Raw genomic sequence first — 17941 nt, forward strand, 5'->3', positions numbered from 1 at the left:
TATTATAAAACTTTTATTTATCAAAGTTATTTTTTAATTTTTAAAAAAGTGTTAGCTGATTTGTTTCATTTAATTCATCAAGAACCTTGAATTCTTCATTCAATATTTTGTAAAGAGTTTGATTTACTTTTCCACGTTTTCTGAAGTCTTCTTTTGAAACAAATTCACTTTCATTTCTAGCATCAACAATTTCAGTTGCTACAGCTTCTCCAAGTCCAGCTACAACTGTAAATGGAGGTATAAGAGCATTATGTTCATAATCTATTACTCATTCAGTTGCTAATGATTTAGTTAAGCTGATGTTTGAAATGCTTAATCCACGTGCATACATTTCTCTTGCGAGTTCTAAGGTTTGTAATAACTGATCATCTTTAACTTTTCTATCATTCATTAAGGTTATTTCCTTAATTTTTTTATTAATTTTTTCAATCTTAAAGTCGTTCATCATCACATGTAAATCAAATTCAGTTGCTCTGGTCGTGAAAAATGTTGCATAGTATTCTAAAGGTTTATAAAGTTTAAATCAAGCAATTCGTCAAGCCATAAGAACATAAGCAGTAGCGTGAGCTTTAGGGAACATATATTTAATTTTTTGCATTGAATCAATGTATCAAGATGGTACATTGTTTTTCTTTAATATTGAAACTTGTTCTTCCGTTACACCTTTACCTTTACGCACTTGTTCCATAACCTTGAAAGCTAATTTAGACTCAATATTTTTCTTCATTAAATATTCCATCATATCATCACGACAGGAAATAACATCTTTTAATGATAATCCCATATCTTTAATAAGCGATTGAGCATTTCCTGTTCAAACATCAGTTCCATGAGAAAGACCTGAAATTGAAATTAAGTCAGCAAATGATTCAGGTTGTGCTTCAATCAACATCTTTCTAACAAATGATGTACCAAACTCAGGAATACCTAAAGCACCTGTTGGTTCACCACCAATTTCTTCAGGTGTGATATTTAATTCTTTAGTAGTTGAGAAAAGCGACATAACTCTTTTATCTTTTTTAGGTATGTCTTTCTTAACATCTAAACCAGTTAATTTTTCAAGCATTCTAATTGCCATTGGGTCAATGTGCCCAAGTAAGTCTAACTTAAGGACATTATCGTGGATAGCTCTATAATCGAAGTGAGTTGTTTTTCAATCGATTGAAGTATCATCAGCAGGATAGTTAACAGGTGTAAAATCTTCAACGTCGAATTCTTTAGGAATAATTAAGATACCTCCAGGGTGTTGTCCCGTTGTACGCTTAATGTCTTCAAGTTTTGAAGATAAATAATCAACAAAAGCATTTGAATAACCTAAGTTATATTCTTCGTTAGCTTTTTTAACATAACCAAAAGCAGTTTTACTTTGAATTGTAGAAATAGTTCCAGCTCTTAGAGTATGACTGTTACCAAAAAGTTTCTTAACTTCATTATGAATAATTGGTTGGAAGTCACCAGCAAAGTTTAAATCTATGTCCGGAACCTTATCGGCATCAAATCCCAAGAATGTTTCGAATGGAATGGTGTGTCCATCTTTATTCATAAGTGTTCCACATTTATCACAATTTTTATCATCTAAGTCGAATCCTGAAGTTATATTAGAATCTTCATTTAAAACGAAGTTTTTGCAATTTGGACAAATGTAGTGTGCTGGTAATGGATTAACTTCTGTGATACCTGCAAATGTAGCAACTAAAGACGAACCAACACTTCCACGACTACCTACAAGATAGCCGCTTTCCAATGATTTTTTAACCAAGATATGCGAAATTCAGTAAATAACATCAAATCCATATTTAAGAATAGGTGTGATTTCCTTTTGAAGTCTTTCTTCAATTATTTGAGGAAGTACTTCTCCATACCTTTCATGTGCTGTTTTATAAACTAATTCTTTTAATTTAACTGCTGAATCATCAAATTTAGGTGTATAAAGTTTGTCGTGAACAATTTTAATTTCTGAATCAATTAAATTAGCAATCTTGTTTGTATTTACTATAACTAATTCATTAATTAATTGCTCATCATTTAGGAATTTAAACGACTCAAACATTTGATCAGTTGTATAAAACTCTAAATCAGGTAATAAGAAGTTTCTTCCTTCAAATTCAACTTTTCTATGGTCAAATAAAAAGTGTGAAGAGTTACCAATACCTTTTGAATAAACAAGGCATCTGAAGACTTCCTTATCTAATTTAGTTTTATATCTAACATCCCCGATTGCAACAGGAATTTTGTTAAGCTTATTTGCTCAATTAATCATTCTTTTTATACTATCATAAATTTCTTCTTGAGTAAATTTTTCCTGTGGTTCTAAGTAATGTTTTAGTGCATTAGGATGTGGTATTTCAATGTAATCAGCAAATTCTGCTGACTTTTGAATTTCAATATCTGATGAATAGAAAATATTGTCTATAAATCTACTTTTAAGTCCACCTGACCCTATTAAAATGTTTTCATTCTTCTTAATGTCATCCATAAATAATTTAGGAGACTTAAAGAATCTTTCGGTTAATGAAAGTGTGATTAATTTAGAAATTTCTTTAATTCCTTGTTGGTTTTTAGCAAGAACAGAAATTTGATTTGATCTAACATGTGAGTAAATATTTGGTTCATAAGTATTGTATAAATCATCAAATGTTAAAATACCTTTCTCTTTTAACATTTGAATTGACTTAATTCAAGCACTAGCAAGTACACCAGCATCGTAGTCAGCACGGTGAGCCACTGCTGAATCATAACTAACTTGTAAGTATGAACAGTAGTTCCCTAACGTATGTGAACGTTTATCAGGGAATAACAATCTTGAAACGTTAAGTGTATCGACAAAGAATGTGTTTGGAACTTTTTTCCCTTGCTCAATGAACTTTTGGATAATAAAGTTAAAGTCAAAGTTAGCGTTATGTGCTACACAAACTTTATTATTTAATAAATCATAAATTTTGTCAAGAGCTTCGTTTAACTCGATTCCTTCTTCATCTAACATTTTTTGTGTAATGTTAGTTAAGCTCATTGTTTTAGCGCTAAGAGGTTTTCGTGCCTTAATAAAAAACTGTAAGTCTTTATGATTAAAAGCATTATGCTCTTTAACAATTTGAGCACCAAATTCAATTAATTCTCCTATTTGTGCTGATAAGTGTGTTGTTTCAATATCAAGCACAACAAATTCAGTTTGCTCTAAAACTGCATTTTTATCGGGCGAATAATTTAATAAGAAATTATGATTTTTTGAAATAACATCAAAACTAACTCCATAAATTGGTTTAATACCAGCTTTTTTAGCAGCTTTTTCGAAAGTTGGATAACTTTGCACACCATTTGAATCAACTATAGCAACTGCTGAATGTCCATATTGTTTAACTATGGAAACAATATCTTCAGCATTTAAAAGCCCATCCATAGTTGACATTTTTGTTCTTGTACTAAGCTCAACTCTTTTTTCATAAGCTAAATCTTCTTGCTCTTCTATAAGTGGATCAACTTTACTAAAAGAGTTAACTGCGATTTGTTTATTGTACTTGTCTGCACCATTGTAAGTTGAACCATATGGATTAGAAACTCTACCCATAGCTTCAACTGTATCTCCAATTTTTGGAACATAAACATCTTTAGCATTTTCTCTCTCGAAGAAAACTGTACTAATAGCATCATTATAATCAGTAATTGAAATGTTATGAATTTTTAACCCTTTGTTAGTGTTTCTAACGTCAGTCTTATAAACATAACCAGTTACAGAAACATTTGTAGTTTCATCTTCATAAGGAAGTTCATGAACTTCCTGAATTGTGTATTTTGTATAACTAGATGGTGAACGTCTTTTTCCTCAACTTCCTTTATCATAGCTGATTGAACCTTTTTTAGATGAAGTCGAAGTTGTCTCGTGATCACTAAATTGATTTTTGATTTTGTCATAATTTCGAAGGATGTTATTGTTAATTTGTTCTTTTAAATCAAATATATTGACTTTGACATTTAATTCAAATTCATCAAAACCAAAAAGTTCTTTCATATACTTATTAACTACCTTAAGTTCTTCTTGAAATTCAGGAGTATTTTGATAATCAAAGATATGTGCTAAATATTTTCCTGTTTGTTCATCATAATTAACATTTTGAAATCTTAATACTCTTGCAATTCCACTATTATCTGGAAGAGTTTTCTTAACTACATATTCTAAATAATTAAGAACTAATGGATTTGATAAATATTCATTATTATCGTACTTAAATTTGAAATTAACTCTTTCTTTTATAGCTGCAATTGTTAAAGTTCTTAAATCTTCAATTGACGGAATTGTTAAAAGAGTTAAAGTAACCTCTAATCTTTCTTCATTTGTATTTGAATTTTTAACAACCTTAATATTATTGCTATCTATTTTCGCATCCAAAAATGATGCGATAAAAGGTAAATTTAATTTGTTAGCTAGTAAATTAAATTTTTGATTTTTGTATCCTTTCATTACTTCACCGCCTTGTATAAGTTATAAAAATATTATTATAATTAATATATAGTATTTTTTATTAACTATCTTTTAAAAATTAAATATTAAAAGAAAAAAATGACCTATAAAACTGATGAAACACAACATAAGAATGGTATTTCAATTGCATAATAGTTATTTATATTTCAAATTATAGCTTTAATACAATCGATGAATTAAATTATTACAAAATAAAGCATCAAATTACAAAATAAGATAAGAAAAAGTAGACAGTTTTGACCACTGTCCACTTTTTCTTATCTTAGCTTAAAAATTAGTAATTTAATGAGTGTTTGCAATTCATATTATAAAAATATATTCTATTCAATGAAACTTATACTCCTATCTCCTAAAGGTATTAATTGATTTCTTATATTCATATTCTTTAACGGTCTCTTTTAATTTCACAATTAAATCTGCGTCATCAAATGGTTTTGTTTCTTGAGCATTCACTCAAAGAATTGTTAAGTAATAAACTAATATTTTTTGTTGAATTAAATATTCTTCTCAATATGTATCATAAACATTTAAGAAAAACTCTTCTTGCTCTTTATTTAAGTATGAACCACAAATAAAGTAAGCTAAATCAAAATGCTTGTCACCCATTGAAGCATACTCTCAATCGATAAAGTAAACTTTGTCGTTTAAGTCTAGGAGAATATTATTTAAGTATAAATCATTGTGTAATGGTCTATTTGATTCAGAGTTTTTTAATATTAAATTAATTCTCTTATAGTAATCATTAAGAACATCAATTTTTATTCCTTTTTCATTGATAATTTTTCTATACTCTTTTACTCTTGAAGCTACATTTGTTTTAGGAAACTGTAACTTTGAATCATGTAATGTTTTAAAATTATTAGCAATTTGAGTTAAAACATCTTCTGTAAACATCAATGGTTTTGTCTGAATATACTCTCATTCAACAGAATTTTCTGTTTCATTAATTAAACGAGGTACAAAATCAAATTTCTCAAGTAATGTATAATCTAACTTATGATTGAATTTATTTAAAACCTTTTCTTGATAGATTGAATTTTCGGTCATATATGTTTTGTTTGTATGTCCAATATTTATCGGTTTTTTCATATGTACCTCCATATTTTATTTTTTAAAAGTATATAATTAAGAATTATAAAAGGAAATTAATAACTATGAAAAAATTATCAAAATATATTGTTATGGATTTGGGTAATACATTCATCAAAATAGTTAATTACGAAGTTGACTTAAGAACAAATGAAATTAAACAAAGTAAGGTAAAAATTATTAACTACTCGGTTTTTAACGAAGAGCTTGCTAAGATACTTAAAGATCTTGAAGACACGAGAATCCTTGTAGCTGCAACTAATACAGATAAGGATTTATGTAAAACCATTATCTTCGCCATGACAAGCAAGTTGAATTTTATGTCTAATGATTTAGTTTACTTAAACGATGAGAAAAAAATAATTATTAAAAAGATGTCTCACTTAATTGATAAAAATATAAAACACAAAGGTTCTATTGGTTTTGATATCTTATCAGCATTACTTATAAACTCAATTAAATATAAAAAAGATTCAATTAACTTATTAGGAACATATTGAGTTAATTTGAAAATGGAAAACTTAATTCTTAAAAGTGTTTCAATAGCTAGAATAGTGAACTTTTCCGATATACCATTTGTAGCTCCTTCAATAATTGAAAATGAATTAAAAGTACCTAAAATTAAAGAAGGAACAACTACAAAAACAGCTACGTTAAATGGTTTCAGTGCTTTATTATCAGGTTATGTATCTTCATTTGATAAACCAGAAAACTCAATAATTTCCGGTGGTTGATCTAGATATTTTGATAAAAGTTTATTTAATATTGAAAAATTCATTGTAACTGAAGGGTACTTGCATATGTATCTTCAATTTCTTCAAGAACTTGAAGATTAAGAAAGGAAATAATGAAAAAAGAAGAACAAAAATCTTTTTGAATAAATAGAGTTATTCCTGCTCTAATTATCGGACTTGTTCTAGTTATATTTTTAACAGTATCAAAATATTCTTTTGATTTTAATTTATATAAAAACTTTAATGAAGGAGTATTTTGGTTTTTAAGAACATTGTCTATTTTGATTTTTGTAGCATTTGCTTTTTGAATTTATTATGAACTATCAAAAGCATATCTACAAAACCATAAAATATTTAAATGAGTTTTACCTGCTTTAGCAGTTGGGCTACTGCTTGCTTATCCAAACTTCCTTAAGTTCTTAACAACTCGTATAGCAAACTCGGAAAGTATTTTGATTAATAAAAATATATTACAAATTGGTTCAGTCTTTACAGATGCTACTTATGGTGCATTTAGTTTCTTTGATGCAATATGACCTTTAACAATTACATTAATTTTTGTATTAATTAGATTTTTAACTGTTAAAAACATTAATCTTAAATATTTAGCAATTAAAGCTTTATCATTCTTTTTCATATTTTCATTCTTAACATACTTCTTAAAATCATTTATGGTGCTGCTTGCACAAACTTACGCAATTGAAGTTATTTTATTAATTGTATTCATCGCAATGTCTTGCGACATTGGAGGATACTTCGGTGGAAGATTTTTAGGACACAAGTTTTTCAAACAAAAACTCGCTCCAGCTATTAGTCCTAAAAAAACAATTGAAGGTGCTATTGTCGGAATTATTGTTGCAATCACAATTACATTAGCATATATGGGAATAGCTTATGGAATAGCATCAGACAAAAATCAAACATTAATGCACATAATGATGACACCATGAAATAATGCTGCTAACAGCTTAAATATGATGTTTGTGTATTTAGTGTTATTTATCTTTCTTGCTCCTATGTTTGCAATTTGTGGAGACTTAGCATTTTCACTCATAAAAAGAAGAAATGAAATTAAAGATTTCTCAAACTTATTAAGAGAGCATGGTGGTATTTTAGATAGATTAGATTCAATTTCTTTTGTATTTATTTTATTTATTACACTATCAATGTTTGCAATAATATAATAAATTAGCCTACAGATATAGGTTAAACATTTTAAATGAATGAGTTTCTCTGGCTCATTCTTTTTTATAATTAAGTTCTTTATCACTTAATACACAAAAATATCATTTGTATTTTTCTTCTCTAAATTTCTTGAATCTTAGCAAAATTTATTCGGATATCTACATATTGTTTTGAAAATTTAGTCACTTCTCAAACTTGAACACTAGTGAATCAAATTTATCCTATAAAATCAAAAAATCATTAAAAAAACTATGAACTATTCTTGAAGGACATATAATTCAAATATATAATAAAAAACAAGGAGTCTTATGAGTTTAAAAATTATTTTTGGAAAAACAAAACTGGTAAAACAAAATATTTAGAAAGAGAATATCCAAAAACAAATCCTAATAATTTATTCATTGAAGCTGAAATCGACCTTGATGGAATTCTTAAGGGAAATACAGGTGATACAGGAAAAAATGCAGTATTTTCTCCACATAAAAAAGTTTTTGATTTTCTAAACACACAATTTGCAAAACCATTTAAAGTAAGAATAAGCAATGATGAAGAATATGAAAAAATTAATTCATTCAAAAATAATGCAGATAGATTTCAAAATAAAATAAAAGCTATTGATGAACCATTTTTTGAACCATCTTTTAAAGATTGTTTTAACACGGGAGATTTGAAACAAGAATTTGAATACAAATTTACGGTTTTAGAATTTAATAATAACAAAAGAACGGGTAGTTCAGGTAGCTTGAATTATTCATTAATTAAATTGCTATATGAAATGATATTCGATGATCACATAATACCTACTAACGAATTCACGTTAATAATAGATGAAGTCGAAAAATTTTTGCACCCAGAATTAGTTCACAAAATAGCAAATATGATTATAGAAATTTCAGAAAAGCTTGATGTTATAGTAACAACACATTCCCCATTGTTTTTAGAAAAAATATTTGCTGAACATAGAAAGAAATTAATGAGTAAATCAACTTGCGACATCGAATATCTTCTTTTTACGAAATATGATGATCATAAACAAGAATCTACAATTGCGACTCTGGATAAAGATAAAATTGCCGAAACTTTAGTTGAAAACAATTTCAGAATAACAGCCTGGTTAGCTGATTTCCTATTTTCATCAAGATGTTTCTTTATTGAAGGTTTAATCGACAATAGCATAATCAATGACATTATAAGCAAGAATAATTTAGAGAATCCATATACTATAATTGATTGCAATGGGAAGAATCAAATTGGCAAAATGCTAAATATAGTTAGAGATTTATCAATAATTAGACATTACAGAATTTGTCTATTTTATGACTTAGATGGAGGTAAAATTTTTCAGATTAAAGATGAAGAAAAAGAATATGTATCATCCGTTATAAACAAACCTGACTTAGAAAAAGCACTATTTGATATAGAGGAAAATGATAAGGGTAAATACATAGTCACAAATTCTGGAGCAATACATTTAGATGACTTTAAAAAAGAGAAAATTGATAAAAATAGAAATTTTGCATTTACTCTTGATTGAATAAAACAAAATACTACAAAAAAGGATATAGAAAATCGAGTTAAAGCAATTGAAGAACAAATAATAAAATTCATGACTGAATAACAAGTTAAACTGGGACACAAAATATGGACAAAACCGTATTTTGTGTTTTTTATATTAAGGAGTTATTATGAAACAACTAAAACAAGAGCAATGACTAGAACTTTTCAGACTATGATGATTATAAGAAGAGTTTAATGTCAAAAAACGATTTTGAAATTAAATATCGAGCGATAAGAGGTGTTAGCTTTTTTGACAAAAATCTACATATTCGAAGAGGTATTTTTTAGAGAAATATAAAAGATATAATTTAGGAATGACAAATCTAATATCACAAACAGGTAAATCTCCTAAAAAAGGCAAAGGATCTGGGAGACCTAAAAATAAACTAGGACAAGAAAAGTAGACAGAAAATAAAAAAACTGTCTACTTTTTGTTTACAATAAAAGAAAGGATTTTACAAATGGCTAAACAATTGAAACATTATGAATGAATAAATCTATTCAAATGACTAGAAAATTAAGAATACACAAATGAATATGAATACAAATTTGCCTCTTATATTTCAGAAAAATATAATAAAGATTACTTTAAAGAAAATGTTAGACGTGGAATTTGAAATAAATTTAGAGAATATCAAAAAGACGAAACTGTAATTTTTTCAAAAACAGGAACAGCCCCTAAAAAAGGGAAGGGTTCTGGAAGACCTAAAAAGAAACCTATTGAAACAGATGATTCAATGATTGAAGAAATGACTGATGAGCAAAAGAATGAATTCATAAAAATTATGATTGAAATTTTCAGAGATAATAAAATGGAAATTGATTGAAGCAAAACCAAGAAATCATCTTCTATTACAAATAAACAATTTATATATTTTTTAGGAATACCAAAATCTACTTTTTATAAGAAAATTTTACAATTAGATAAAGAAGTCTCTAAAAAGTCTGAAAATGAAGAATTACATTCAATTATCAAAAAAGCCTTTTACGAAAATAAAGGTCCTTTTGGTCGTCGAAGATTGAGCATTTATATACTAAAAGTATATAAAATAGACATAAATTACAGAACGTTAGGAAGAATGATGAAAAAATTAAATCTAATTTGTGTAGTTAGACAAAAACGTAAAGTCAGAGAAATCAAAAATACAAATGTTAAGATTAAAGATCTTGTAAATAGAGATTACAATGGAACTACAAATAATATTATTGCAACAGATGTTTCATACATAAAAGCACCAAATGATATAGATGAAAATCACGTTTATCTTTCAGTTGCAATACATCATAAAACAAAGAAAATTTTGAATTGAAACTTATCAAGAAGAAATGATACAGATTTAGTTATTTCACACATCAAGGATATCAAGTTTAAAAAACCTTGAATTCTTCATTCTGATCACGGATTTCAATATTCATCATCTAAATATCTTGATGTAGTTGCAAAAAATAATGAAAATGTATCTATGGGTAGGGTCGGAAATTCATTAGATAATAGGGAAGTTGAATATTTCTTTTCAAATATCAAATCTGAGTGTTTAAACTTTGTAAATTACAAAACAATTTGTTTTAAGAAACTCGAAAATATTATCAAAGATTACATTGAATGATATAACAATGAAAGATTTCAATCTGTGTTAAATTGAAAAACACCTCAACAACATTGAGGTGTTATTATGTCTAATTAAACCTTCTGTCCATTTTTAGTGTCCCAGTTTAAGATGCTTTGAGTTTTTTATAAATTGTCTATAAAACTTGTCCTAGTTTACTAATAACCAACAACATAATTTTTTTATTCATTAAAGTAAATTGAATTTCGCAAAATAATTAAGTGAAGAATAATCAATACAAACTAAATTAATATCAAGTATGACTAGGTATAATTTACTATATAAGAAAGATATTTGTGTCAAATAATTTTTGATTTCATAAATATTCAAAATTCAGGATTTGACTATTCTAAATAATCTTAAAATTGTATTCAATTTATCGCATTTAACCTATTATATAGTCATTTTAGTTATATCAAAGCATTACATAACTTGTTATAATTTTAATAATTAAAATAGTATTAATTGCTAGTTTAAATTTATATTTTTCATAAAATTAAAATTAACAATTAAATATTTGATGATTAAGAAATGTGGTGGTTTATGAAAAACAATTTTGAAATTAAAGCAACAAAAGTTAGAAATGTGAAAAAAAGAGACAAATTTGATAAAACTAATTTTACTTCTATTAAGAAAAAGATTTCTAAGAATGTTTTAGAACTATTAAAAAAGAAAAAAATAATCAAGGATTATTTCTATGATGAAGATTTTTGTTTAATTAATGGTGAATGTATTGAAACGATGAATGCATTGATTGAAAATAATATCCTAATAGACCACATAATTACTGATATTCCATATGGCACAGTGCAAGGATTAAGTATTGAAGGTTGAAGGAAGAAACAAAATGTCCCAAATTGAGATGTTGTAATAAACAAGGATAAAATGTTCGATTGCTGCTTTAAAATTTCTAAACCAAACTCTAACTTATTGCTATTCACTCAAGAACCATTGACTTGAAAATTAATTAGTTCTATGAATGATTATGAAAAGTATTCATTATCAAATAAAATGATTTGAGTTAAAAACAATCATGCTAATGGTTTTAATTCAAAAACTACACCTCTAAACTATTACGAAGAAATATTATTAATTAGAAAATCGTTAGATGAAAATAATAGTATCGACTTAAGAAAATACTTTAAATCATTATTAGAATTTATACCTGATACTAAAAAAGAAATAATGAACAAACTAGGTCAGGGTCTTGATCATTGTTTTAGATATGAAAATAGAACTTTCTATTTACCTACTGAAACTAATTACAATAAATTAATTGAAACATATAACATTGATAAGTTTTCTAATTTCATTGAATACGACGAAATGAAGAGAATGTGAGACGATGAAAACAGAACAGTTTTCAATAAGCAAAAAAACTCTAAAATCATTAAAAATGTATTGGAATACAATAAAGACAAAAATAATATACACCCAACTCAAAAACCATTAGATTTATTAAAATATCTTATAGATGTTTTTACTGATAAAAATGATTGAGTGCTAGATTTCACTTCTGGTTCAGGTTCCACAGGTATAGCCGCTATATCTAAAGGTAGAAAATTCATTGGTATTGAATTGGATGAAGAGTTTTATAAAAAATCTATTCAATGATATAAGGAAAAAACTACTAAAAAAATTGTCGAAGATGAAAAAGCGCACAATTATATATATATTTAATTTTAAGGCGTCTCGAAATATGTGAGACGTTTTTTGTTATCTAATGGTTATGAATTAAATAAAAAGTGGATAGTTAATTTTCTATCCACATTTATATATTTTTTATCTTCTTTTTTTATTTGCCAATAAACTTTTAATTTGCCCTCTATCCCTATCGAAATTCTTTTCTCTATAATCAAAATTTTCAACAAAAACATCTAAAGGTATAGTTTCTTCTCCATAACTAACCTTCTCAAATAATTGTCTCTCTTCTCTGTTTTTACAAATGTCGATGTTTAGTAAAATTTTGCTCAATTCTTCATTTCATATATTTTCTACTATAGGTTCTAGTCCTGGGTTTTGAAAATTAATTTTAACTTTTCACGAGTCAAAAAAATTTGGACTTAATAATCAAAAATCATATGATAATGGTAATAAATTGCAATTATTGCTTTTGCTAGAAAGGAATAGTTGATTTTGAAAATAAGCAAGTCTCTTCCTTTCTTTAAGCGAATCTTGATATTCAAAAGGTATTGAATAGCAATTTATAATGAATTCGATATCACCATTTTCAATATCAATTGAATCAGGTAATTCAAAAATGTGATAGCAAAGTAGTGAATCAATAATTCTTTCTTCATATGCATTTAATAATGTTTTAGCATTAATTCCAAATCTACTATCGTCAACTATTTTAAAATTCTGTGAACCACAATTTGTACAATCATTAAAAAGTTTTGAAAATTTATATTCACAGTCGCTACATTTGTTTGATTGAAATGTGACAGATGTTTTAACTTCAACTTCTTTATTTAATTTATTATTAATTAAGTCAAAACCCGATCCACCAGAACCTGTTCCTATATAACCATCTTTATAAAAAGATGAAATTAATTCACCAAATGCACCAACGCCTTTGAAAGCATTAGATACATTTTTCTCCCTATATTTTCATTCTAAATATAATTGATAAGATCATATTTTAGAATATGTTCTAATTAAATTAGAAATTTCAAATCTCTTGCTCATTTAAACCTCATATCAATAAATAATTTACTATATTATAATGATACTACTAAATCTATTGATTATTCATGATGGAAGCAAGAACTTAAACAAGTAATAATTACAATAAAAAAAGACAGCTTAGCTGTCTAATTATAAAACTCATAAATTATCAAGTTTCTTAATGGTAGGGAGCTTATACAACTTATTAATTCTGGTATATGAAACTATAGCAATCACTCCACAAACTATAACTATTATTGAATATGTAATGTAAGTTCATAAGTATCCAGCTAAATTGTCAATTGCTGTAAGTGCAATTATTAATAATGAAGACATAATAATTCTAAACACTATTGATAACCCATTTTGTAAATGGAACTTATCTTTTTCGAATAATTGATATGACTTGCTATAAAATCCTGGTAAGAATATACTAAATACTAATTGTTGTAGCGCATTAATTGAAAAGTAACTAATTAAAATAAATTGTTTATTTGAAATGAATGATAATGAAATTCAAATGATGCTCAATGAAAACATCCAAAAAATTATTCATCTAAGATCAGTTTTTACTTTGTATTTATTTAATAAGAAAACAACAATTACACCAGCTAGACTCAATAGAGCTAAAACAATTGTGAAATAGAAACTTCAATCCTCATATTTATAATCACCAACTCATTTGAAAAATTGAATAACTCCTGATTGTTTAGGAAATAAGAATATTCCAATTACTAAGGATGAAGATAATATGAATATTCATGAAAATAACTTAAATTTAGAACTTAAAATCTTATGTGATTCATTATTTGTTTTTGTTTTATTCACAAAAACAGTCATTTCTGATTCAGTTTTTAAACTTCAATAAAGTAAACCAGATAATATGTAAGTTAGCATATTAAAAATAACTAAAGAATAAAAAGGTAAATACTTATAAAGTAAAAGTGACAATATCGGCGATAAAACTAATCCAATTGATAAAGCAAATGAGTTACCGATGTTGAATTTATTTAACTCATTTTTATCTTTTGCTAAAAAGTAAAGAATATTCTTAAGGTGTATAAATCTGTAAGAATGGACAGTTCCTAAAAGTGTACTTGTCACAATTAAAATAATTGAAAACGTATGTGTAGATGAACTACTGATGAATGCAAAATAAGTTCCTAAAGGTATTATCAACAATATTGAACTAGCGATATCACAAATAAGAAGAGCAACTCTATCAGGTAGTAACTTAACAAGTTTTGACGAGATTGCATAAATGATCAATGATGGTAATTGTACTAGCAAGTACAACAATGTAACTAATCAGAAATCACCAGTTATTTTGTAAATATATAAACTAGAAGCTAATTTAAATGCTTCTGACCCGATTGACGATAATGAAATACTACTTATATATTTTCATAAGTTAGCTTTTAAGCTTCTAAATAGTGACATAATACCCCTCATTAATGTATGGTATTTAATTATACATTCATTTATGTTTCAGAGATGAAAAAAGGAATCTTATATCTGATATTCAAAGAAATTTAAGTTCAAAAAAGGTAAATAAAAACTAAAACCATTTTAGTTGCATTTCTATAGTAAGCATCAAAAATAAGTTGAATATTTTTTCATAATTTATTTTATTTTATTTAAAAAGAATATAATAAAAGTAAGGACATATATTATCAAAAATACAAAATTAATTTTAAGTATCTTCACTAAATGAGTTATAGCACTACCAACTGTTTCAGTATCAATTTTATACTCATACTATAATGGTGCTTGAGGTTCTTACTATTACACTATAGGAAGTTTAAAACCAAAAAATGCTAGAAAACAACCAAGACTGTTTAAATATAAAAATAAATTATATACTGGTGAAGAAATTAATAATTTAATCTTAAAGAAAGAAGGTTTACAATAATGTTAAGAAAAACCTGATTAAAGTTTTCAACACTAAGTGCATATTTAATTTTCTTATTTTCTCTTGTGGTTGCTTTACCTATTTATGCTATAGATTTATATAAAACTAGTTTGCCACATTTACCAGAAGGAATACATAAAACTTATTCTGATGGAGCTTATCTGTTTTTCGCAGGCGACTATCTCTTTACATATTTTATCTGTATATTTATAATAATACATAATGTTATTTACTTAAGAAAAGTTAACAAAAATAATTGATTTACAAGTTTCTTCCCTTTCTTGTGTGAAAATATAAAGATTGAATATTCATTTGCATATAAAATGAAATTTATTCCATTTATATGCACATATATAATTGTTGTTCCTATTCTTATAACTGGTATAGTTTTTCAATTTATATTCAATTCCTTTAGACTCAACGCATATATTTCTATGCCTCTCATTGCTTTAGTTGCTTACATAATATTATCAATAATAATTTTCTTCTTCATTTGCATTTTAGTCTTTCAAGATGGAAAAAAATATATTTAACAAACAAAGAAGCAACTACTAAATAAGTATGAGTTATGTTAATAAATAATGAAACTCTAAAGAAAGAAGGTTTAATAAAATCATGTTAAGAAAAAACTGATTAAAATTTTCAACTTTAAGTGTATATTTAATTTTATTATTTTCTCTTGTGGTTGCTTTACCTATTTATGCTGTAGACATATATTCAATAAGATGATCAGATGTACCAGGTCTCGCGATAGATGTACCTCCTTATATCCCTGAATCCATTGGAGATGGAGCTTATCTGATGTTTCTCCAAGACTATTTAATCACATATTTTATCTGTATATTTATAATAATACATAATGTTATTTACTTAAGAAAAGTTAACAAAAATAATTGATTTACAAGTTTCTTCCCTTTCTTGTGTGAAAATATAAAGATTCAATATTCATTTGCATATAAAATGAAACTTATTGCATTTATATGTACATATATAATTGTTGTTCCTATTTTTATAACAGGTATAGTTTTTCAATTTATATTCAATTCCTTTGGATATCTTTTACTTCGTCGTATTTCCACACCTATTATTTCTTGAGCTACTTGCACAATATTATCACTAATAACTTTATTCTTCATTTGCATCTTAGTTTTTCAAGATGGTAAAAAATTATTTTTAGTAACGAAACAAAATAAGAGCGCTAATAAATCTTTTACTTATTGAATTAAGTAAAATAATATATTCTTCAATCTTAAAAATCAGTACAAAAAATACAAATATCCTAGTTAGCAAGTGATATTTGTATTTTTATATAACTTTTTTGAGGTTTTATTATTTAGATGAATCAAGAGCTAATTGTGTTAATGTTTTTACCATTACACCTGTAGGTCTTGAAGCAATATCAGCTGTTCCTGCAACGTCTAAGTGAATGTATTCAACATCTTCTGTAAATTCTTTTAAGAACATAGCAGCTGATGATGAACCTCCACCAATACCGCTTAAGTCAGTGTTCTTAAGGTCGGCAACTAGTGAGTTTCTAATTTCTTTAGCAAAAGCTTCGTCAAGAGGCATTCTTCATACTAATTCATTTTGTTCTTTAGCAGCTTTTAATAATTCTTCTCAAGCAGCATCTGTAGTAGCTCATGCACCTGTGTATGTTTGTCCTAATGCTACCAAAATAGCACCTGTTAATGTGGCAACATCAACTAATCTTGTAGCTTTTAAGTTTCTTACAGCGTATGTTAAACCATCTGCCATAACTAATCTTCCTTCAGCATCTGTGTTGTTGATTTCAACTGTTTTACCATTCATTGATGTTCAAACTGAATCAGGTAATGAAGCATCTCCATTAACTCTGTTGTCTGTAATACACATAATTGCAGCAACATTTGTTTTTGGTTTCAATTGTGCAATTGCTTTAAGAGCTGAAGCAACAAACACAGAACCTGACATGTCAAATTTCATACCTAACATGTTTCTACCTGTTTTAATGTTGTATCCACCTGAGTCAAATGTAATTCCTTTACCTACATAAACTGTTTTTTCGTTTGATTCAGGGTTCCCGTTGTACTCAATGACAACAACTCTTGGTTCAAACATACTTCCACGGTTAACTGAAAGCAAAAGTCCCATTTTTTGCTCTTCAATTTGTTTTTTATTAAGAACTGTAACTTTTAAATTTGAGTATTGTTCTAAATCTTTTCTAACAACTTCTGCTAATCATTCTGAGTTACAAATGTTTGGTGGTGTCACTTGTAAGTTTCTTGCGAAGTTAACAGCTTCTGATAATACAACTGCTTGTTTTAATGCATCTGCATATTCGTTTTCATCTTTAACTGATAATAATGAAATTGCAAATTTCTCATCTTTTTTAGCTGTTTTAGCTGAATATAAATCAGCATTTACATAGTTATAAGTTTCAACAAAAGCTTTAACAACTTGTGCTAATGTAACTTTTTCTGTTACAAATGAATCTAAATCAACTTGGACATCTCTACCTTGATTTGTAAAGAATCCTTTTGCAAATTTAGCTACTGAATCAAAAGATAATTTATCTTTTTCTCCCATAAATACAAGAGCTTCATTTTTATCAAAATATTCTGTTACAACATTATTTTTTTGAATTAATGTTGATGGTAAGTTTTCATCGTTTTTGTAAACTGCTTTTAAAAGCATTAAGTTATTTCTAACTTTATCAACTGTTTTAATCATAATT

11 protein-coding genes and 2 pseudogenes are annotated in these 17941 nt (G+C 26.6%); 8 read left to right on the forward strand and 5 right to left on the reverse strand.

The annotated features are described in order from the left end of the window. Positions 1-40: 40 nt before the first annotated feature. Both U5U50_RS02785 and U5U50_RS02790 read right to left on the reverse strand, forming a co-directional pair. Positions 41-4456, reverse strand: coding sequence for a PolC-type DNA polymerase III (locus tag U5U50_RS02785; RefSeq protein WP_324672583.1), 4416 nt, complete (start codon positions 4454-4456; stop codon positions 41-43). Positions 4457-4819: 363 nt separating this feature from the next. After that, entirely contained in the window at positions 4820-5566 is a 747-nt protein-coding gene (locus U5U50_RS02790; protein ID WP_324672585.1) for a phosphotransferase, read from the reverse strand. Between the two features lie 65 nt (positions 5567-5631). Here U5U50_RS02790 and U5U50_RS02795 point away from each other — a divergent pair, with 65 nt between their 5' ends. From U5U50_RS02795 to U5U50_RS02820, 5 genes and pseudogenes are all read left to right on the forward strand, one after another. Continuing rightward, positions 5632-6402 (forward strand): hypothetical protein, encoded by a 771-nt coding sequence (locus tag U5U50_RS02795; RefSeq protein ID WP_324672587.1) that lies wholly within the window; start codon positions 5632-5634, stop codon positions 6400-6402. Between the two features lie 11 nt (positions 6403-6413). Continuing rightward, positions 6414-7484, forward strand: coding sequence for a phosphatidate cytidylyltransferase (locus tag U5U50_RS02800; RefSeq protein WP_324672589.1), 1071 nt, complete (start codon positions 6414-6416; stop codon positions 7482-7484). A gap of 428 nt (positions 7485-7912) precedes the next feature. Next, positions 7913-9103 (forward strand): AAA family ATPase, encoded by a 1191-nt coding sequence (locus U5U50_RS02810; protein ID WP_416383409.1) that lies wholly within the window; start codon positions 7913-7915, stop codon positions 9101-9103. Between the two features lie 901 nt (positions 9104-10004). Further along, positions 10005-10727: pseudogene (locus tag U5U50_RS02815) on the forward strand (DDE-type integrase/transposase/recombinase); the annotation flags it as partial. Positions 10728-11192: 465 nt separating this feature from the next. Then, the gene (locus U5U50_RS02820; RefSeq protein WP_324672595.1) at positions 11193-12329 is read left to right on the forward strand and encodes a site-specific DNA-methyltransferase; all 1137 of its coding nucleotides are present in this window, start codon (positions 11193-11195) and stop codon (positions 12327-12329) included. Between the two features lie 102 nt (positions 12330-12431). On the opposite strand, the gene U5U50_RS02825 is transcribed toward U5U50_RS02820, so the two are convergent. Then, positions 12432-13337, reverse strand: a complete 906-nt coding sequence (locus U5U50_RS02825; protein ID WP_324672597.1) for a hypothetical protein — start codon at positions 13335-13337, stop codon at positions 12432-12434. Positions 13338-13466: 129 nt separating this feature from the next. Beyond that, positions 13467-14756: an MFS transporter gene (locus U5U50_RS02830; protein ID WP_324672600.1), complete on the reverse strand. Its 1290-nt coding sequence runs from the start codon at positions 14754-14756 to the stop codon at positions 13467-13469. 301 nt (positions 14757-15057) lie between these two features. On the opposite strand from U5U50_RS02830, the pseudogene U5U50_RS03245 reads away from it, so the two are divergent. From U5U50_RS03245 to U5U50_RS02840, 3 genes and pseudogenes are all read left to right on the forward strand, one after another. Continuing rightward, positions 15058-15228: pseudogene (locus U5U50_RS03245) on the forward strand (cysteine peptidase); the annotation flags it as partial. Continuing rightward, positions 15228-15761, forward strand: coding sequence for a hypothetical protein (locus U5U50_RS02835; RefSeq protein WP_324672601.1), 534 nt, complete (start codon positions 15228-15230; stop codon positions 15759-15761). The pseudogene U5U50_RS03245 and the gene U5U50_RS02835, both read left to right, overlap by 1 nt. A gap of 82 nt (positions 15762-15843) precedes the next feature. Further along, positions 15844-16458, forward strand: a complete 615-nt coding sequence (locus tag U5U50_RS02840; protein WP_324672604.1) for a hypothetical protein — start codon at positions 15844-15846, stop codon at positions 16456-16458. A gap of 99 nt (positions 16459-16557) precedes the next feature. Here U5U50_RS02840 and U5U50_RS02845 read toward each other — a convergent pair whose 3' ends face one another. Further along, positions 16558-17937 carry a M17 family metallopeptidase gene (locus U5U50_RS02845; RefSeq protein ID WP_324672606.1) on the reverse strand — a complete coding sequence of 460 codons (1380 nt, stop codon included), beginning with the start codon at positions 17935-17937 and terminating at the stop codon, positions 16558-16560. Between the last annotated feature and the right edge of the window lie 4 nt (positions 17938-17941).

The organism is Mycoplasma sp. 888 (genome assembly GCF_035609225.1).
GTDB lineage: Bacteria > Bacillota_I > Bacilli_A > Mycoplasmatales > Metamycoplasmataceae > Mycoplasmopsis.